Genomic DNA, 19,874 nt, shown 5'->3' with positions numbered 1-19,874 from the left:
AAGCGGCAGGCAGCTCCCATGGGTGTCTCCGAACCCTTCATCCGCCGGCCGATCGCAACCTCGCTGCTCGGCATCGCGCTCTTGATCGGCGGGCTGCTGGGCTATTTCGCGCTGCCGGTCTCGGCGCTGCCGCAGGTCGATTTCCCAACCGTGCAGGTGACGACGCAGCTTCCGGGCGCCAGCCCCGACGTGATCGCCTCGCTGATCACCGCGCCGCTGGAGCGGCAGCTCGGCCAGATCCCGTCGCTGTCGGCGATGAACTCGACCAGCTCGTTCGGCGTCAGCCAGATCTCGCTCCAGTTCGACCTCAACCGCGATATCGACGGCGCGACCCAGGACGTGCAGGCCGCGATCAACGCGGCGGCCGGCGTGCTGCCCAAGACGCTGCCTTATCCGCCGACCTACGCCAAGGTGAACCCGGCGGATGCGCCGGTGATGACGCTGGCGCTACGTTCCGACACGATCTCGTTGCGCGTGATGAGCGACATCGCCGACACCATTCTGGCGCAGCGTTTGAGCCAGATTTCTGGCGTCGGACGGGTCTCGGTCCTCGGCGGGCTGAAGCCGGCAGTGCGCATCCAGGCCGATCTCGCGCGCCTTGCTGCCTACGGCATCGCCATGGAAGATCTGCGCACTGCGATCGCCAATGCCAATGTCTCGGGGCCGAAGGGCTCGCTCGACGGCGCGCAGCAATCCTACATCATCGCCGCCAACGACCAGATCGCCGCCGCCGACGCTTACAGGCCGGTCATCATCGCCTATCGCAACGGCTCGCCCGTCACCATCGGCGACGTCGCCCAGATCGTCGACGGCCTCGAGAACGACCGCACCGGTGGCTGGTACCAGGGCACGCCGGCCGTCATCATCGACATCCAGCGCCAGCCCGGCGCCAACGTCATCGACGTCGTCAGCCAGATCCGCGCGGAAATCCCGAAAGTGCAGCGCGCGATCCCGGCCGGCGTGAACCTCACCATCGTCTCCGACCGCACCGTCACGATCCGCGCCTCGGTGCGCGACGTGCAGTTCACGCTGGTCCTTGCCGTCGTGCTGGTGACGCTGGTGGTGCTGCTGTTCCTGCGCTCGCTGCGCGCCACGCTGATTGCCGGCGTCGCGCTGCCGCTGTCGCTGATCACGAGCTTCGGCATCATGTATTTTGCCGGCTTCAGCCTCGACAATCTCTCGCTGATGGCGCTCACGATCGGCACCGGATTCGTCGTCGACGACGCCATCGTCATGATCGAGAACATCGTCCGCCACATGGAGAACGGCGACAGTGCGATGGAGGCTTCGCTGAAGGGCGCCAGCGAGATCGGCTTTACCGTGATCTCGCTGACAGTGTCGCTGATCGCGGTGTTCATTCCGCTCCTGTTCATGTCGGGCCTCGTCGGACGCATGTTCCGGGAATTCGCGCTGACCTTGACGATCGCGGTCGTGACGTCGGCTGTGATCTCGTTGACGCTGACGCCGATGATGTGCTCGCGCCTGCTCAAGCACGCCCATGAGGAGCTGGCGGTGCCGGGATTGGCCGCGATCAGCCGCTTCATCGACCGCACGGTCGATGGCTATCACAGGTCGCTTTTGTGGGTCCTGGAACGCCAGCGCGCCACGCTGGTCGTGACCTTCGCCACGCTGATCGCGACCCTCGTGCTCTATGTCGTCGCGCCCAAGGGATTCCTCCCGCTGCAGGACACCGCCTCGATCACGGCGGTGACGGAGGCCGGGCCCGACGTGTCGTTTGCGGAGATGAAGAGACGGCAGGCCGAGGCGGCCGACGCCATCAGGGCCGACCCCGACGTGGTCGGCGTGGTCTCGGTGATCGGCGCGGGCTCGGTCAACCCGACCACCAATGTCGGCCGGCTCGTCATGAGCCTGAAGCCGCGCGGCGAGCGGCGTGACGACATCACGGGCGTCGTGGCCCGGCTGAAGGAGCGGGTATCAGGCATCCCCGGCATGACCGTCTATTTCCAGCCGGTGCAGGACGTGCAGATCTCGACCCAGTCGAGCCGCTCGCAATACCAGTACACGCTGACCGGCACCGATGCGACGCTGGTCTCGGAATGGGCGCGCAAGCTGGTTGCGGAGATGCGGCGCGATCCCTTGTTCCGGGACGTCTCCTCCGAGGCGCAGGAGGGGGGCTTGCGGGCCCAGCTCGATGTCGACCGCACCCGCGCCGGCCAGCTCGGCGTCAGCCTTCAGGCCATCACCGACACGCTCAACGACGCCTTCGCCCAGCGACAGATCTCGACAATTTACGGGCAGGCCAACCAGTACCGCGTGGTGCTGGAGGCGCTGCCGATGTACCAGCGCGATCCCTCGATCCTGTCGAAACTCTATCTGCCGGGCGCCGCCAGCAGCACCGTCGGCGCGCCCAACGCGCAGGTGCCGCTGTCGGCCGTGGCGACGCTGAAGCGGACAACGGCGCCGCTCGCGATCTCGCACCAGGCGCAATTCCCGTCCGTGTCGCTCAGCTTCAACCTCGCGCCGGGCGCGGCGCTCGGCGATGCCGTCGAGGCCGTGAAGACCATCGAGACCCGCATCGGCATGCCCAACAGCATCGTCGGCGTCTATGCCGGCGATGCCGCCGAATTCGCCAAGGCGCTCGCCGGACAGCCCTGGCTGCTGCTTGCCGCCGTGATCACCATCTACATTGTGCTTGGCGTGCTCTATGAGAGCTACATCCATCCGATCACGATCCTCTCGACGCTGCCCTCGGCCGGCGTCGGTGCGATCCTGGCGCTGATGCTGTGCGGTCAGGATCTCTCGGTGATCGGCCTGATCGGCATCATTCTCCTGATGGGCATCGTCAAGAAGAACGCGATCATGATGATCGACTTCGCGCTGGAGGCCGAGCGCGGGCAGGGCATGTCGCCGAACGAGGCGATCGTGCAGGCGTGTCTCTTGCGCTTTCGTCCCATCATGATGACGACGCTGGCGGCGCTGTTCGGCGCGCTGCCGCTCGCGATCGAGAGTGGCACCGGCGCCGAGCTGCGCTTCCCGCTCGGCATCTCCATCATCGGCGGCCTGCTGCTGAGCCAGCTCCTGACGCTCTACACCACCCCCGTCATCTATCTCGCGCTCGACCGCATCAACCGCCGCCTCGAGCAGGCGCTGCCGCCCGCCGAATCCGGCGGGCCGCCGGTCGCCGGCGCGACCGAGGGGATGCAGTGATGGCATCGATCTCGGAGCCCTTCATCCGCCGACCGGTCGCGACCACGCTGCTGTCGATCGGGTTGTTCCTGCTGGGGGTCGTTGCCTACCATTTCCTGCCCGTCGCCTCGGTCCCGAACGTCGACTTCCCCGCCATCTTCGTCTCGGCCAGCCGGCCCGGCGCCGATCCGTCCGTGATGGCGGCCACGGTGGCTTCGCCACTGGAGCGGCGGTTGGGCGAGATCGCCGGCATCAACCAGATCACCTCGACCTCGACCCTCGGCACGACCAGCATCCAGCTCCAGTTCGACATCGGCCGCAACATCGACAAGGCCGCACGCGACGTGCAGGCGGCGATCAACGCCGCGATGGTCGACCTGCCGAGCGACCTGCCGACGCTGCCCCGCTTCCGCAAGGCGAACACGGCCGGCGCGCCGGTTTTCGTGCTGGCGCTGACCTCGAAGACGCTGTCGGCAAGCGCGATCTACGATGTCGCCGATACCGTGCTGGCGCAGCGCATCTCGCAGGTGCCGGGCGTCGGTGACGTCACCGTGTCCGGTGCCGACCAGCCGGCCGTGCGGGTACAGCTCAACCCCGTGGCGCTGTCGAATGCCGGTATCGCCACCGACGACGTCCGAACCGCGATCATCAACGCCAACCCGCTCGGTCCCGTCGGCATTTTCGAAGGCGAGCGTCAGAGCGAGACGCTGGCGCTCAATCGCCAGATGCGCACGGCGAAGGAGTTCCGCGACATCATCATCAAGAGCTCCAACGGCAATTTCGTGCGGCTCTCGGACGTCGCCGACATCGAGGATTCCGTCCGCAACGCCCGCTCGATCGCCTGGTTCAACAAGCAGCCGGCGGTGCTGATCCAGATCACCAAGCAGGGTGATGCCAACGTCATCGACACCGTCGACAGAGTGAAGGCGCTGATCCCTGCGCTGAAGCAGTGGATACCGGCCAGCGTCGAGGTCTCCACTTTGGTCGACCGCACCGGCACGATCCGCGCCAGCGTGCTGGACATGCAGTGGACCCTGCTGGCGACCGCGTTCCTGGTGATGGCCGTGGTGTTCGTGTTCCTGCGACGGCTGACCCCGACGATCGCGGCCGGCATCTCGGTGCCGCTGGCGCTGGCCGGCACCTGCGCCGGCATGTGGGTCGCGGGCTTCTCGATCGACAATCTGTCGCTGATGGCGCTGGCGATTTCCGTCGGCTTCGTGGTCGACGACGCCATCGTCATGATCGAGAACATGTACCGCAACCTCGAGCAGGGCATGCGGCCGTTCCGGGCGGCGCAGGAGGGCGCGAAGCAGATCGGCTTCACCGTTGTCTCGATCAGCCTGTCGCTGATCGCCGCCTTCACGCCCCTGATCTTCATGGACGGCATCGTCGGCCGGCTGCTGCGCGAGTTCTCGCTGACGCTGACCTTCGCCATCCTGGTCTCGACGCTGGTGTCGCTCACGGTCACGCCGATGATCTGCGCCCATTACATCCGGCAGACTACGTCCAGCACCGCGACCCTGTTCGACCGCGTCATCGAGGGCTCGCTGTCGCGCATCGTCGCCTTCTACTCCCGCACCTTGCGCACCGTGCTGGAATTTCCGCTACTGACGCTGCTGGTATTCTTCGCCACGATCGCGCTCACGGTGACACTCTACATCAAGGTCCCCAAGGGTTACTTCCCGACGGACGATTCCGGTTTCATCATCGGCGCGACGCGCGCCTCGGCCGACATCTCGTTCCAGTCGATGCTTGGTCTGCAGCAGCGGCTGGCCGACATCGTGATGCAGGATTCGGCCGTGGCCGGCATCGGCTCGACCGTCGGCAGCGGAGGCGGGCCGGGCGGGGCGACCTCGAACCGCGGCACCATGTTCATCAGCCTGAAGCCGCCGGAAGAGCGCGAGCACGTCTCGACGCAGGTCGTGATCGACCGCCTCAGGCGCGCGTTATACCCCGTGCCCGGCATTCGGCTCTTCATGTTCGCCGCCCAGGACGTGCGGGCCGGCGGGCGACAGAGCGATTCCGATTACCAGTACACGCTGACCAGCACCGATCTCGGCCTGCTGCAGAAATGGGCGCCGATCGTGGCCAAACGCATGGAGAGCGTGGCGGGCATCACCGACATCTCCAGCGATCGCGACCCTGGCGGGCTTCAGCTCACGCTTTCCATCGACCGCCAGAAAGCCTCGGCGCTCGGCGTCAGGGTTCAGGACATCGACAACGCGCTCAACAATGCGTTCGCGCAGCGGCAGATCTCGATCATCTATACCCAGCGCAACCAGTACATGATCGTGTTGGAGATCGACCCGAAATTCCAGGTCGATCCCTCCAACCTCGACCGCATCTATGTCGCCGGCGCGGGCGATGCGCAGGTGCCGCTCTCGGCAGTGGTGCATGCGACGCGCGGGCTCGCCGCGCTGGCGGTCTATCACTCGCAGTCGTTCCCTTCGACCACAGTGTCGTTCAACCTGCTGCCGGACGTGCCGTTGCAGGTCGCGACGCAGAACATCCAGCGCGCGGTCGAGGAATTGCACATGCCCGAGGGCATTCGCGGCAGCTTCGACGGCAATGCCGGGGACTTCGCCAGGACCAGCGGCCGTCAGCCGCTCCTGATCCTCGGCGCGCTGGTCGCGATGTATATCGTGCTGGGGGTGCTCTACGAGAGCCTTGCCCATCCGCTCACGATCATCTCGACACTGCCCTCGGCCGGACTCGGCGCATTGCTCGCCCTGCAGATCACCAACACGCCGCTGACGGTGATCGCCTTCGTCGGCATCATCCTGCTCATCGGCATCGTCAAGAAGAACGGCATCATGATGGTGGATTTCGCGCTCGACGCCGAACGCCGGCGCGGCCTGTCCTCGGCGGAGGCGATCTTCGAGGCCTGCCAGGCGCGCTTCCGTCCGATCCTGATGACGACCATGGCGGCGCTGTTCGCCGGCATTCCGCTCGTGGTGGCGACCGGCCCCGGCACGGAGCTGCGCCGCCCGCTCGGCATCACCATCATCGGCGGCCTGTTCGTCTCGCAGATCCTGACGCTCTACACCACGCCCGTGATCTATCTCTTGATCGACCGCCTGCGACGCCGTTCCGAGCCGCGTCCGCTGGCGGCACCGGCGGAATAGGTTGTTGAAGCGGCGCGCGAAGCGTATAGCGCGCCCATGTCGAACCCAACAGATGCGGCCGCGGCCGATCCCATTCCCGAATGCCCGCATTGCCAGAAGCCGATGCCGCTCTGCATCTGCGACAGCGTCACGCCGATCGAAAACCGGCTGTCGCTCCTGATCCTCCAGCATCCGCAGGAGCAGGACAGGGCGCTCGGCACCGCGCGGCTGCTTGCCAGGCATTTCGCCGATGCCACAGTGAGGGTCGGCCTGTCCTGGCCGAGCCTGTCCAAGGCGCTGGGGCGGCCGGTCGAGAACGCCTCGCACTGGGCCGTGCTCTACCTCGGCTCGGCGCGCGCGGCCGATCTCGAGGCCGAAGGTGAGATCGTCGCGCTCAACCGCAAGGGTGAGGTCGCGGAGAACCAGCGTGCGATCCTCGGCAAGCTCGAGGGCGTGGTGCTGCTCGACGGCACCTGGAGCCAGGCCAAGGCGCTATGGTGGCGCAATCCCTGGATGCTCAAGTGCCAGCGCGTGATCCTCAATCCGGCGCACCCCTCGCGGTACGGACGTCTGCGCCGCGAGCCGCGCAGCGACGGGCTCTCGACCATCGAGGCCGCGGCGACGGTCCTCGCCGGGCTCGAGCGGCGTCCTGACATCGCCGACACGCTGCATGCGAGTTTTGAGCGGCTGTTGACACGATATCGCGAGGTCCAGGGCGAGATGCCGGAACTGGCGCCCAAACCGGCCCCGAAGGGCCGCCGGCGCGACTTCCGGCGTCGCAAGCGCGCCTGACTTCGATCCACATCGGATGGTCGGACGAAGGCGGTTGCCTAAACGCTTCATCCCCTATATTGCTCCGCCCCTACGGGGCCACGTGGCGGAGTGGTTACGCAACGGTCTGCAAAACCGTGTACACCAGTTCAATTCTGGTCGTGGCCTCCATCATAAAGCTCTGGAATTTCTTGCTAAATTCCTTTTGCGGCTGTTCGGCTCATCGCCCGGCGAGCGGATCGCCAGCCTTCATTTCCCGTTCTTGAGCGGCTGCCTTCCAGGCGGCGTCGATCATTGCCGCAGCACCCTCCTGTGTAGCCGGTCGCGGTTGCTCACGTGGCCGTGCCTTGCAAGGGAACTGGAACTGATCCACCATGGTTCCATTGTTTGGTCCGGGTTGAGTTAAGTGAAGCACATTGCACCCGACGGGCTCCAGCGTCGCCCCGTTTTAATCAAGCTTGACAAGATCGCGTTCGCAATCATCGCGGCTGTCGCCGCGTTAACGGTCTTCTGGGGGGCGGCGAATCCAGGGCCCGACGTAGCAAAGGGCGCGCCGGCGAAAGTGAATCCACCCCCGCCCACGTGCTATTCGATCGGCACGTCTGTAGCCTCCGGGTGTGCTGAAAGAGCCAAGTGACCCAACGAAACAGCCCGTGGCAACGGCGTTCCGCCAGTTCGAAACAGGCGGGCTATGACAGCCGTCGGTATTGTCGGGTGGCGGGCTGCACACCGGATTTGTCCGGGCCCCGCGCCAACCGGCGATTCAGGCCTGCTGGCATAGAGTTCGCATCGGTCGGGTGAAATATCCGATCAATCGAGCGCTGGAGAAGCCGTGGGCGAGATCGTCCGATTTGTTCCGAAATCCGAGCTGGAGCGGGCTCGCCTCATTCGTGAGGCGCGCGCGATCTATGACAGCATCTTTCCGCCGGCTGCACCCGACCGGGCGCCGCAGGACGGCGAGGAACGCGTCAAGAGTTGATCGTGGTCGCGCCCGGCCCGGGCTCGATAATGCCAAAGCGCCCGCGAGGCGGGCGCATCCGTTCACGGTGAAGCCGGCCTCAGCAGGCCGCATACCAGCCGTCGGGAAAGGGCAGGAGGGGCCAAGCGCCCTCGTTGTCATTGGCGGCCTTCGGAATTGTCCTGGGCGTCGCGTCGAAACTCCACGAGCGGGGCACGAATTCCTCCTCCGGCGCGGGAGCCAGATCTTCAAGGACCATGACGCCCCGGACGGCATCCAGCAGCAAGTTGAATTCGGCTTCGCTCATCACACCCTCCGGAACGCGGATGAGGCAATGTCGCAAAGCCGGCTTGTCTTCGGATTGACCCGATCGCTCGCATTTTAACGATCCGGCGATCGGGACCCGATTGGTTAGCGATTCCTGAAAAAGTCCCGGGCGAATCCTACGTGCCGCCACGGCCTCGTTGGTGTGAAAGAGATCACATTCCCACTGGCTTATTTCTCCTAGCTCTTCGCACCAGGTCGGCCCGCGCAGGCCGCGCGAGCAGGGCAGAACGGGAGACTTGGTCATGAGGGCAAGGTTCTTGCGATTTGCGGGCGTGAAAAGCCGGGCGCGCGGCACCTCGACGGTCGGGCTGTTCCTGACGCTGTTTGCCCTCCGCCGCTCATGCACAGGGCACAGCGGAGCAGCGGCGGGCCTGCACCCCTGACGTTTACCGCCTCTGCGCCGGCGAGATCCCCAACGTCCGCGCCATCACGGCCTGCTTGCGCCGCAACCGGTCCAGCTTCAGCGAGGCCTGTCGCGCCGTGTTCGACCAGCCTGGCGGCTGAGTTGTGCGGCCTGTGGGTTTGTGCGCAGCAAGTACCTCGCACGGGCTCACGAATCCGGCGTAGTGAGCCTGTGGATATGCTGCGGACAGGCTGTGGAGGGCCGGTTGATTTGCTGCGGAGGCCCGACCGTAGATGCGTCTGTCCGGGGTCTCATCTCCATCAGCAAACGTCATATCTCTGTCAAATCATCGCACCAAGTGATTCTCTGACCGGACATATCGCTTCGTCAGCCGGGATCATTTGGTTCTCCCGAATTCGAAAATCCCGCCCCCGCACCGCGTCGAGGCCTGCGAACAGTTTTTGTGCAGCCGTTTGCCCAAATGCCGGGCGCACTCCATCCAATTTTTTGTACGTCCGCGGACAAGCTTTTCGCGGCGCACTCCCGCACGCTTCCGCCCCGATCACTGGACCATGGCAGACGCCATGACATTCGGAGGAACTGGCGAGATGGAGAAATCGGTTGGGCCCCAGGCGCGGCGGGGAGTGGCGCGCGCATCATTGCCACGGCGCAAGCTCATGCTCGGCGCCGCCATTGCTCTCGGACTCGTCGTCGCCGCACCGCTGAGCGCGCAGGCCGCAGCGCCCGCCGCCTGCGCCGCGCTTCAGGAAAAGTATCCGGACTGGAAGGGCAAGACGCTCGTCAACGCCATCAACCCGCACACGCCGGGCTATGAGACGATCGATCCCAAGGATCCCAGCAAGTATATCGGCTTCGACATCGATCTCGGCGAAGCCATCGGCGAATGTCTCGGCTTCAAGCTGACCTACAAGGCGGTGACGTTCGCGGCGCTCCTGACCACGCTCGCCGCGGGACAGGCCGACATCGTGATCTCCGATATCTACGCCACCAAGGAGCGCGCCAAGGCCGCCGACTTCATCACCTACTCGAAGGTGTTCGATGGTGTCCTGGTCGCCAAGGGCAATCCGAAGGGCATCAACGGCATCAACATGTCGCTGTGCGGCGCCGCTGCTGCCGAAAACACCGGCTATGTCGAGGTGCCCCTGATCCAGGCGTTGATCCCGGAGTGCAAGAAGGCCGGCAAGCCCGAACCGACCATCCAGCTCTACGACAACAACGCCAACTGCATTCAGGCGATCCTCGCCGGCCGTGCCGACACCTACATCAACGACGTCAACACCGTCGACAGCGCCGTGAAAGCCTATCCGGACAAGCTGGAGAAGGCGATCGCGGTGACGATCCCGTATTCCGTCGGCATCGCCGTGCCCAAGAACAAGCCGAAATTCCGCGACGCCGTGCTTGCCGCGCTGATCGAGGTGCAGAAGGCCGGCACGCACATGGAGCTTCTGAAGAAGCATGGGCTCGATGTGAACAACTTCATGGAGCCGGAAATTCTCACGGCCGACTGATGTCGCTGTTCCTCCACTACCTGAGCATGCCGTATCTGCTCGCGGGCATCGAGCTCACCCTCGAGGTGACCGCCCTCGGGCTCGGCGGCGGATTGATCCTCGGATTGATCCTCGCCGGCATGCAGCTCTCCCGCTTCTGGCCCCTGGCGGCGATCGCCAGGGCCTATACCGTGATCTTCCGCGGCACGCCGCTGATCCTTCAGATGGTGTTCGCCTACGACGCGCTGCCGCATATCGGCATCAAGCTGCCGGCGGTGCTGGCCGCCGGCCTCGCGCTCGCCTGCAACGAGGCGCCTTTCATCGCGGAGATGCTGCGTGCCGGCGTGCTCGGCGTCGACCGCGGACAGCTGACGGCCGGCCAGGCGCTGGGCATGACGCCATCGGTGCTGATGCGCAGGATCATCGCGCCGCAGGCGATCCGCACCATGATCCCGGCCTTCGGCAACGAGGCGGTGAGCGCGCTGAAGAATTCCTCGCTCGCCTCCGTGGTCGCGGTGCAGGAGCTGACCCTGCGGTCGACGCAACTCGCGTCCTCGACCTTCGACTTCTTCTCGATCTTCTTCGCCTCGGGTCTGCTCTATCTCGTGCTGACCGCGACCATCAGCGTCATCCAGCTCTTCGTCGAATGGTGGCTCGATCTCGATCGCACCACGCGCCGCGAGCGCAAGCTCGCCGATTATCTGCCCTGGCGCCGCGTCGATCTGGTCACCAAGCTCGAACTCGCCGATGCGACCGTCGCCGATCCCGAGCCCGCACCAGCAGAGCTTGCGGCCACGCCTCCGCTGGCCCTGACCCGCGAGGAGCGCGCCCGCCGCGCCGCGACGATCGCGCGCAACAATATCGCGGTCGAAGTGAAGGACCTCACCAAGAGCTACGGCCCGCAGAAGGTGCTCGCCGGCCTCGACCTCACGGTGCGCGTCGGCGAAGTGGTCGCGCTGCTCGGCCCCAGCGGCTCCGGCAAGAGCACGCTGCTTCGCTGCATCAACCACCTCGAGAACTGGGACGCCGGCACCGTGCGCGTCGGCGGCCGGCGCCTCGGCTTCAGCGAAAATGGCAAGCCACTGTCGCCGCGGTCGATCGCCAATGAGCGCGCCAGCGTCGGCGTCGGCATGGTGTTCCAGCAGTTCAATCTGTTCGCGCATCTGTCGGCGAAGGAGAACATCGCCGGTCCCCTGCGCTGGGTTCACGGCATGACCCGCATCGACGCCGACCGCCGCGCCGCCGAGCTGCTCGACCGCGTCGGGCTCTCGCATCGCGCCCACGCGCTGCCGCGGCATCTGTCCGGCGGCCAGCAGCAGCGCGTCGCCATCGCCCGCGCGCTGGCGCCGAACCCGAGCGTGCTGCTGCTGGACGAGCCGACCTCGGCGCTCGATCCGGAGCTGGTCAACGAGGTGCTGGAGGTGATCCGCCGCCTCGCCATCGACGACGGCCTCACCATGATCATCTCGACGCACCAGATCCGCTTCGCCGACGAGGTCGCCGACCGCGTCGCCTTCCTGAGCGGCGGCACGATCATCGAGGAGGGGCCGGCGCACGAGGTGCTCTCCAATCCCCGCAATCCGCTGACGGCGCGGTTCCTCAGCGTGATGGAAGCCGACAAGACTCCGGAGGCGGTGCGATGAGCGGCGCATCCGCAAGGTTCAAGACTCCCGAAGAGGCCACCTCATGAAGCATGTCACGCTGCCGGTTTCGCCGAAAACCGTCCACTGGGGCTATTTCTCCAAGTCAGTCGCGCCGGCCCTGACGCTGCGCTCAGGCGATCGCGCCACCATCGAGACACTGACCCATCATGCCAATGACGATTACGAGCGCATGATCCAGGGCGATCCTGGCGCCGAGAGCGTGTTCCAGTGGACACGCGAGCACAAGGCTGTCGCGCGCCGCGGCTCCGGCCCGACAGAAGGCCCGTTCATCCGCGGCGCAGGCGAGGGGATCGGCGTGCATCTGCTCACCGGACCGGTTGCGATCGAAGGCGCCGAGCCCGGCGATATCCTGGAAGTGCGCATCCTCGACGTCCGGCCACGGCCGAGCTGCAGCGCCTGCCATGCCGGCCGCTGCTTCGGCTCCAACGTCGCAGCCAATTGGGGCTTTCACTATCACGACCTGATCGAGGAGCCGAAGCCGCGCGAGGTCGTCACCATCTTCGAGCTGGACACCTCCGGCGAGCCCTACGCGAAGGCGGTCTACAATTACGTCTGGACGCCGCAGACCGACCCTGACGGCATCGTGCATGCGACCATTGACTATCCCGGCGTCCGCGTCGATCACGCCACTATCAGGAAGCGCGAGAACATCCTCTCCAGCGTCAAGGTGCCGGCGCGGCTGCATTTCGGCACGATGGGCCTCGCGCCGTCGGAAGCCGACTTCGTCAGCTCGATTCCGCCGAGCTACACCGGCGGCAACATCGACGACTGGCGCATCGGCAAGGGCGCGCGGATGTTCTATCCGGTTGCCGTCCCGGGCGCCTATTTCTCGGTCGGCGATCCCCATGCCGCGCAGGGTGACAGCGAGCTCGGCGGCACCGCGATCGAGACCTCGCTGACCGGCGACTTCGAGTTCATCCTGCACAAGAAGGCCAATCTTGCCGGCACCAGCCTCGAAGGCCTCGACCACCCGATGCTGGAGACCGACCACGCCTGGTCGTTCTACGGTTTCACCTATCCGAACTATCTCGCCACGCTCGGCGCCGATGCACAAACCGAGATTGCCAATCACTCGAGTCTCGACCGTGCGATGCGCGATGCGTTCAGAAAGCTCCGCCGTTTCCTGATGACCGTGCATCGTCTCAGCGAGGACGAGGCGATCTCGCTGATGTCGGTGGGGGCCGATTTCGGCGTCACCCAGGTCGTCGACGCCAATTGGGGCGTCCACGGCACGATCCGCAAGAACATCTTCCGGTGCGACTGAATCTCTCCACGTCGTCCTGCTCTAACGCTTTGAAGAGCAGCCCGTTTTTCAGGATGGGACGGTGACCGACGAACCTCGTCTTCGACCTGTCGCGGCGACGGATGACCGCGTGCGTCTGGCACGGAGGTTGCTTCGATCGACTGCAATCTGGGTCGATCCGATGAGCTTCCGCCCGTTCACGAGCGAGTCCTACGCGCAAGACGACCGCCCAGAAGCCTGGCGGGACGTGCTGGCTGCGGTCGGCCTGCAGCCGGCGGGTGGACATAGCGTATTGGACGGACACGCGACCGCGTCGCACCGGCACGCCGCAGGAGTCGCGCTGACGCGCATGGCGGCGGGCGCGCAGAGCGTTGTTCCGCTCTCACGAGCAAACGAAGACCTTCCCATCGCGCTGATGCCGGTCGAGGATGGCATGGTGCTGAAGAGCGCCGGCAGTCATCGTATCGTTCCCGTCGGTCATCTCGTGCTGCTGCCGCGCAGCGGCGATTGGAGCATCTTGTTCCAGCGCGACATGCGCGCCATCGTGCTGTCGGTGACATCGGAGGCGCTGCACGGGCGCCTTTCGGGCAAGCCGCGGCTCGGCGGGCCCCGCGTCGTTCCGCCCAGCGGCTTTGCCGACGTCTTCTCCCGTCTGCTCGATGCCACTGCACGGACCCTCGACACCCTGAGCGATCCCGAATGGAATTCGGTCGCGCAATCCTTCGTCGATCTGCTGCTGACGCTGGTGCATCAGCTGGCGTCCTCGGCCTCCGATGCTGGATCGAGCGCGACGCAGGCCGCGCTGCTGCACCGGATCTGCCAGACCATCGAGCGTCGCCTCGACGATCCCGATCTGGTACCAGCGCGCGTCGCGCAGGCCGAGGGAATTTCCGAACGCTACCTGCAAAAGCTGTTCGAGACGGTCGGGGACAATTTCACCCATTACGTTCGCGAACGCCGCCTCCAGCGCGCCTGGGCCGACCTATCCAACCCAACCGAGGCACATCGTTCGATCTCGGAGATCGCCTACGCCTACGGCTTTGGCGACTCCGCGCATTTCAGCCGCGCCTTCCGACATCGCTTCGGCCTGCCGCCGCGCGAGTTTCGCCAGCAGGAGGCGGAGCGCGCGACGGCACAGCACGGCGTCGCCGGCCAGCGCGGCTGGCCGCAGGAGGCACTGGCGCAGCTTCGTGTCCATCAGAGCGTGGAGACGCGCAGCAGCGTCGCCTGCGCCGGCGCCGAGGCGCGCACGACCGCCGAACGCCGTCATCACCATCTGCCGGTCGAGGCCAGCCGCGTCCATTGGGGTTACTTCAGCCGCTCGCTGCCGCCGCAGATCGAGATCGCCTCGGGCGACACCATCACCATCGAGACGCTGACGCAGCACGCCTCCGACGATCCCGAGTTGATGATCGCCGGCGATGCCGCCGCCGAAAGCGTGTTCGGCTGGACGCGGGACAAGAAGAACGTCGACCGCCGCGGCGCAGGGCCCATGGATGCGAGCGTGTTCGGCCGCGGTGCCGGCGAGGGGTTCGGCGTGCACATCTGCACCGGACCCGTCGCCGTAAAGGATGCCCAGCCAGGTGATGTGCTGGAGGTGCGCATCCTCGACATCGTGCCGCGGGCGAGCCACGCTCCGAACCATGCGGGCCGCGTCTTCGGCTCCTCGGTCGCTGCGTGGTGGGGTTATCACTACAACGAGTTTCTCGGCGGTCCCAAGCCGCGCGAAGCGGTTACGATCTATGAGATTTTCGACGACGCCGAGGTGCCGCACGCCCGTGCGCTCTATTCCTACCGCTGGGAGCCGCAGACCGATCCGTTTGGCGTCGTGCACACCACCTACGATTACCCCGGCGTTCCCGTCGCACCCGCCACGAACAAGCGCCGCCATGCCGTACTCGACGGCATCAAGATCCCCCTGCGTCCGCATTTCGGCGTGATCGCTGTGGCGCCGCGCGAGGTCGATTTCGTCGATTCCGTGCCGCCGTCCTATTTTGGCGGCAATCTCGACAATTGGCGGTTGGGGAAGGGGGCAGCCGTGTATCTTCCGGTCTCGGTTCCCGGTGCGCTGCTGTCGGTCGGCGATCCCCATGCCGCGCAGGGCGACGGCGAGCTCAGCGGCACCGCAATCGAGTGCTCGATGACCGGTACCTTCGAGGTGATCCTGCACAAGAAGGCCGATCTCGCCGGCCAGCCCTTCGCCGATCTCTCTTACCCCCTGATCGAGACCGAGACCGATTGGGTGCTGACAGGCTTCAGCCACCCGAACTATCTCGCGGAGTTCGGCGCCCAAGGGCAGAGCGAGGTCTACGCCAAGTCCTCGCTCGACCTCGCCATGAAGGACGCGTTCCGCAAGATGCGGCGGTTCCTGATGAACGTCAAAGGCCTCAGCGAGGACGAGGCGATCGCGCTGATGTCCGCCGCCGTCGATTTCGGCGTGACGCAGGTGGTCGACGGCAATTGGGGCGTGCACGCCATCCTCAGCAAGCGCCTGTTTCAGGACGCATCTTAACAAGGACACTCAAGTGAAATTCCACATGATCAGCGGCGGACCGAAGCCGGTCGCGCCTTTCAGCCATGCGGTGGAAACCGATGGCTTCGTCTTCGTCACGGGCCAGATGCCGGACACGCCGCAGGCGCCGGGCGTGCTGCCCGAGGGCATCGTCGCGCAGACCCGCGCCGTGATGGAGAACCTGAAAGTGGTGCTCGCCGGCCTCGATCTCGGCCTCGAGCATGTCGTGATGACGCGCGTGTATCTGACCCGCTTCAAGGAGGACTATGCCGCGATGAACGAGACCTACCGCACGTTCTTCGCGCCGGATCGCCTGCCGGCCCGTACCTGCGTCGGCGTCACCGGGCTTGCCTACGACGCGTTGATCGAGATCGATCTGGTGTGCCGGCGGCCGTGATCGTCCGCAGCCTGAATGGCGCCAACGGGACTACAAGATCTTGTGCTGCCTGTCGGGCAAGACATCCAGCCGGCAGGTCAATCCGCGCCCGCGAAAATATTCCGCTTTACCGAAATTCGGCTTTGGCGTATCCATCCATCACCTCATCCCGGTCAGAGGGGCGTATCGCGATCGTCACGACACGCGGGGTGAGCTGCGGTGGACGCAGGCAGCATCGGCGCGAGAGGCTTTCGCAGGGCGGGCGACCGTGAGCGACAGGTCTTCGCGCACACGACCGATGTGATCTGCGTACGGTAAAACCGTGTCGTCCTGGCGCCCGGGGTCTGTGCGCCAAGTCTTGCGGTGATGTGGCGGCCCGACCGGGCGCGTGCATCAGCCATCCGCGAGGCGACGGGGGCAATAGTGCATCGCTCCCCGGGGAGAACTCGGCATAAGCCGTCAAACCACTGCGCAGGGAAGGCCGGATGTTTGGCTTCACCTGTATGCCGCTGTGCAGCTTCTCGTAGCGCAACCTTCGCACAGTGGACCGTGGGTGCCCGGCCGGCACCCGGTCTTCCCTGCGCCCTCTGACTGACGAGGGTGTCGCGATGGAGCAAAGCTCGGGCAAGACAAGCCGCGAGGAAGCGCAGGTGTGTCCGCAATAGAGATTTGCGTCGCTGGAGAGAGGCGTTGCTTCGAGCTTCGTCGTTGCGAACGTAGCGCAAGCAATCCAGAACCCATCCTCGGAAAGCCCCTGAAGGAGGGGCCGCTCCTGACCTTCCTCCAGGCGCGTTGCGGATGATGACGAATTCGTCCTTTGCAAGCGCAAGCGGCTTTGTTATACGCAGCCGCGCGCGAACGAACGGTTCGCCTTTTCCTCGGTAGCTCAGCGGTAGAGCATCCGACTGTTAATCGGATGGTCGCTGGTTCGAATCCAGCCCGGGGAGCCAAATTTTGCTGACAATTCAGTGATTTATGCCCGCATCCTCATGCGGCGCGTGATTTTCTTCGCCTGACTTTGCAGCACGGCCTCCGCAATCCAGCGTGGAATCACGCTTGAACAGATGTGTGTGCAGGCGTGGTCGCGCCATGCGGCCGGCGCCAAATCGACTCAATTCAAATCGAGCATCCACCCGCCGGACATTTACGGAGTTGATCCCATGCCAGACATCCAGGTCGACCGTTCTCTCATGGCCCCCTCGATTCTGCCGGCCGACGTTCCTGAACTCAGCGACGACGAATGCATCGCCCGTCTGGCGCGCGCAGTCGAGACGCCGGATTCGGCACGGCTGGACGAGGTCGCCGCTCTGATCGGCCGCCTCGCGGTGGCGATCGAGTAAGGCTGCCCCTCGATCGGGGAGTTGCGGAAGCCTTGGCCTCTCGGGGCCAACGGCCATGTTGCGTTTTGACCGTGCATGCTCCAAAGATGCCGCGAATTTCTTCCGCGGCATCGTCCGCATTGCAGGGTCTGCAAATGTCCGGTTTCTCGACCGCGCGCCAGAAAATGGTCGATGGCCAGGTGCGCACCAATGACGTCACCGACCGTCGTGTTCTCGATGCCATGCTCACGGTTCCGCGCGAGGCCTTCGTGCCTGCCGCCCGGCAGGCGCTGGCTTATCTCGATCTCGACCTCGACGTGAGCGAAGGTGCCGCCAAGCGGTTCCTGATCAAGCCGGCGCTCACCGGTAAGCTGCTTCAGGCCGCCGAAATCGGCGAGGGCGACAGCGTGCTGGTCGTCGGCTGCGCCACGGGCTACCTCGCCGCGCTGACCGCCAAGCTCGCGCGGCAGGTCGCCGCGACCGAGTGCGATTCGGCCTTGGCCACGAAGGCCAAGGACGCCTTCACCGCCCTTGGGCTTGCCAATGTCACCTGCCGGGTGGCGGCGTGCCCCGAAGGGGAACCTTCTGCCGCTCCCTATGACGTCATCGTCCTCAACGGAGCCGCCGAGGTGCTGCCGGAGGCCCTGCTCGGGCAGCTGAAGGAGGGGGGGCGCCTGGTGGGGGTGTCGGCCGAATCCAGGCCGCCGCGCGCCATGATCGTGACCCGTACCCACGGTGAATTCGGCCATCGGGCACTGTTCGATGCCGCAGCCCCGGTTCTTCCCGGGCTTGAACGGGCCGCCGCCTTCGTCTTCTGACGGGCCAAAGCCCGCCAAAATCCCGTTCTGAATCAGAAGTGTGGCAGGGATGCTGCACGTGAAGAGTTTCCGCTGAGAACCACCCTCAGGTAGTTCCGTCGCGCTTGCCCCCGTCCTATGTTGCGGCGGGGCGATGACTCCTCGTAGACGGTAAACCCAGCTCGCGGGCACGGGGTGGGCGTTAAGATGAACGGAATTTCAGGGATGCATGGGGTGAAGCTCTTCACCGGAGCTGCGGTTTCGGTCCTGCTGCTGGCGCTTGCCGGGCCGACGCCTGCCTTGGCGGAGACGATGGAAGGCGCGCTGGTGCGTGCCTATCAGGACAATCCGCAACTCAACGCGCAGCGCGCCCAGGTGCGTGTGACCGACGAAAACGTGCCTCAGGCATTGTCCGGATATCGCCCGAGAGTTTCGCTGACTGCGAGCGCCGGCTATCAATATCAGGATGCGCAGAGCTCCTCGACCACGGCACCGTTCCACGGGACTACTGTCCCCCGCAGCTCCGCCCTGACCATTCAGCAGTCTCTGTACAACGGCAACCAAACGGCCAACCGGGTTCGGGGCGCAGAGCATCAGGTCTCCGGCGCGCGCGAGGGGCTGCGCAATCTCGAGCAAAGTGTTCTGTTCTTGGCGGCGCAGACCTACATGGACTATCTGCGCGACTCGGCGACCGTCGAGGTCAACAAGAGCAACGTCCGCGTCCTCGAGCAGACGCTGAAACAGACCCGCGACCGCTTTAACGTCGGCGAAGTCACTCGCACTGACGTGGCGCAATCGGAGGCGCAATTGGCTGCAGGGCGAACGCTGGAGCAGCAGTCCGAGGCCACGCTGACGGCGACGCGCGCGACCTATCGCCGCGTGATCGGCAACGACCCTGTCAACCTTGCGCCCGGCTCGCCGGTGGATCGTTTGCTGCCGCCGTCGCTGGCAAAAGCGGTCGAGCTCGCGCTTACTGAGAACCCGACAGTCACGGCAGCGATGTTCGGCATCGATGTCGCCTATATGAGCGTGAAGATCAATGAAGGCGCGCTGCTGCCGACGGTCACCTTGCAGGCGACCGCCCAGCAGCTCAACGAGCAGTCCCTGATTCAATACAGGTCGTTCACCGCCTCCGCTGTCGCGCAAGCTTCGTGGCAGCTCTATGCGGGCGGCTCCGAATATTCCCTGATCCGGCAGTCCAAGGAATCGCTGGCTCAGCAGCGTCTCACGCTTGATCAGACTCGTGACCAGGCTCGCGCTGACACCGCATCTGCCTGGGGCCTGCTCCAGGCATCCAAAGCGCAGGTGACGTCCGCACAAGCCCAGGTGACAGCATCCGAGATCGCGCTGAACGGTGTGCGCGAGGAGGCAAAGGCCGGGCAGCGCACCACGCTCGACGTTCTCAATGCGCAGCAGGCGCTGGTCAACGCCCGCATCAATCTCGTGAACGCGCAGCATGATCGCGTTGTGAATTCCTACAGGGTCCTCAGTACCATCGGCCGTCTGTCGCCGCAGGTGCTTGGTCTGCGGACCACAACCTACGACCCCAGCGTTCACTATCATCAGGTACGCGACAGCTGGGCCGGCGTGCGTACGCCCGACGGGCGCTGATCCTCCTAAAGCGCGATGCGATCAGGCTGAATCGCCATCGCGCTTTAGGTTTTTGTTCAAGCATGATCTTTTCGAAATACCTCTCCGGATCATGCCATAGTGATTCGGTCGATCTCGCCGACAGCCGAGGTCGACCGGTGCTTTGCTTGCAATCATCAAAATCCCTGACATAGCCTTGCCGGAATGATGCGGGT

13 protein-coding genes, 2 tRNA genes and 1 pseudogene are annotated in these 19,874 nt (G+C 65.2%); 15 read left to right on the top strand and 1 reads right to left on the bottom strand.

Features of this window, described 5'->3' with window-relative positions:
* Window positions 1-18 precede the first annotated feature (18 nt).
* The 5 genes from ACM42_RS13760 to ACM42_RS13740 all read left to right on the top strand — a co-directional run bounded on the left by ACM42_RS13760 (window position 19) and on the right by ACM42_RS13740 (window position 8,001).
* The gene (locus ACM42_RS13760; RefSeq protein WP_271528420.1) at window positions 19-3,168 is read left to right on the top strand and encodes an efflux RND transporter permease subunit; all 3,150 of its coding nucleotides are present in this window, start codon (window positions 19-21) and stop codon (window positions 3,166-3,168) included.
* Entirely contained in the window at window positions 3,168-6,272 is a 3,105-nt protein-coding gene (locus ACM42_RS13755; RefSeq protein ID WP_271528419.1) for an efflux RND transporter permease subunit, read from the top strand. Before ACM42_RS13760 ends, ACM42_RS13755 begins: the two co-directional genes overlap by 1 nt.
* 36 nt (window positions 6,273-6,308) lie before the next feature.
* Complete coding sequence (locus ACM42_RS13750; protein ID WP_271528418.1) at window positions 6,309-7,043, top strand: tRNA-uridine aminocarboxypropyltransferase; 735 nt, start codon at window positions 6,309-6,311, stop codon at window positions 7,041-7,043.
* A gap of 76 nt (window positions 7,044-7,119) precedes the next feature.
* Window positions 7,120-7,193 (top strand) — tRNA-Cys (locus ACM42_RS13745).
* Window positions 7,194-7,854: 661 nt separating this feature from the next.
* Window positions 7,855-8,001 (top strand): hypothetical protein, encoded by a 147-nt coding sequence (locus ACM42_RS13740; protein ID WP_162832026.1) that lies wholly within the window; start codon window positions 7,855-7,857, stop codon window positions 7,999-8,001.
* A 79-nt stretch (window positions 8,002-8,080) separates the two neighbouring features.
* On the opposite strand, the gene ACM42_RS13735 is transcribed toward ACM42_RS13740, so the two are convergent.
* Window positions 8,081-8,287, bottom strand: coding sequence for a hypothetical protein (locus ACM42_RS13735; RefSeq protein ID WP_271528417.1), 207 nt, complete (start codon window positions 8,285-8,287; stop codon window positions 8,081-8,083).
* Window positions 8,288-8,549: 262 nt separating this feature from the next.
* Between ACM42_RS13735 and ACM42_RS13730 the strand changes: the two are divergent.
* From ACM42_RS13730 to ACM42_RS13685, 10 genes and pseudogenes are all read left to right on the top strand, one after another.
* Window positions 8,550-8,811 (top strand): annotated as a pseudogene (locus ACM42_RS13730) (hypothetical protein).
* Between the two features lie 447 nt (window positions 8,812-9,258).
* Window positions 9,259-10,179 (top strand): ABC transporter substrate-binding protein, encoded by a 921-nt coding sequence (locus ACM42_RS13725; protein WP_271528416.1) that lies wholly within the window; start codon window positions 9,259-9,261, stop codon window positions 10,177-10,179.
* Window positions 10,179-11,801: an amino acid ABC transporter permease/ATP-binding protein gene (locus ACM42_RS13720; protein ID WP_271528415.1), complete on the top strand. Its 1,623-nt coding sequence runs from the start codon at window positions 10,179-10,181 to the stop codon at window positions 11,799-11,801. The genes ACM42_RS13725 and ACM42_RS13720 overlap by 1 nt, the downstream gene beginning before the upstream one ends.
* A gap of 43 nt (window positions 11,802-11,844) precedes the next feature.
* The gene (locus ACM42_RS13715) at window positions 11,845-13,086 is read left to right on the top strand and encodes an acetamidase/formamidase family protein (protein WP_271528414.1); all 1,242 of its coding nucleotides are present in this window, start codon (window positions 11,845-11,847) and stop codon (window positions 13,084-13,086) included.
* A gap of 160 nt (window positions 13,087-13,246) precedes the next feature.
* Window positions 13,247-15,577 carry an acetamidase/formamidase family protein gene (locus ACM42_RS13710; RefSeq protein WP_271528477.1) on the top strand — a complete coding sequence of 777 codons (2,331 nt, stop codon included), beginning with the start codon at window positions 13,247-13,249 and terminating at the stop codon, window positions 15,575-15,577.
* A gap of 13 nt (window positions 15,578-15,590) precedes the next feature.
* Window positions 15,591-15,974 (top strand): RidA family protein, encoded by a 384-nt coding sequence (locus tag ACM42_RS13705; protein ID WP_061881558.1) that lies wholly within the window; start codon window positions 15,591-15,593, stop codon window positions 15,972-15,974.
* An 854-nt stretch (window positions 15,975-16,828) separates the two neighbouring features.
* A tRNA-Asn gene (locus ACM42_RS13700) sits at window positions 16,829-16,903 on the top strand.
* Between the two features lie 210 nt (window positions 16,904-17,113).
* Window positions 17,114-17,293, top strand: a complete 180-nt coding sequence (locus tag ACM42_RS13695; protein WP_271528413.1) for a hypothetical protein — start codon at window positions 17,114-17,116, stop codon at window positions 17,291-17,293.
* Between the two features lie 134 nt (window positions 17,294-17,427).
* The gene (locus ACM42_RS13690) at window positions 17,428-18,090 is read left to right on the top strand and encodes a protein-L-isoaspartate O-methyltransferase family protein (protein ID WP_271528412.1); all 663 of its coding nucleotides are present in this window, start codon (window positions 17,428-17,430) and stop codon (window positions 18,088-18,090) included.
* Window positions 18,091-18,294: 204 nt separating this feature from the next.
* Window positions 18,295-19,680 (top strand): TolC family outer membrane protein, encoded by a 1,386-nt coding sequence (locus tag ACM42_RS13685; protein ID WP_271528476.1) that lies wholly within the window; start codon window positions 18,295-18,297, stop codon window positions 19,678-19,680.
* The last annotated feature ends 194 nt before the right edge of the window (window positions 19,681-19,874 follow it).

Source organism: Bradyrhizobium sp. CCBAU 25338, assembly GCF_028128965.1.
Lineage (GTDB): Bacteria > Pseudomonadota > Alphaproteobacteria > Rhizobiales > Xanthobacteraceae > Bradyrhizobium > Bradyrhizobium liaoningense.
This window is presented reverse-complemented; position numbering and strand designations above follow the sequence as displayed.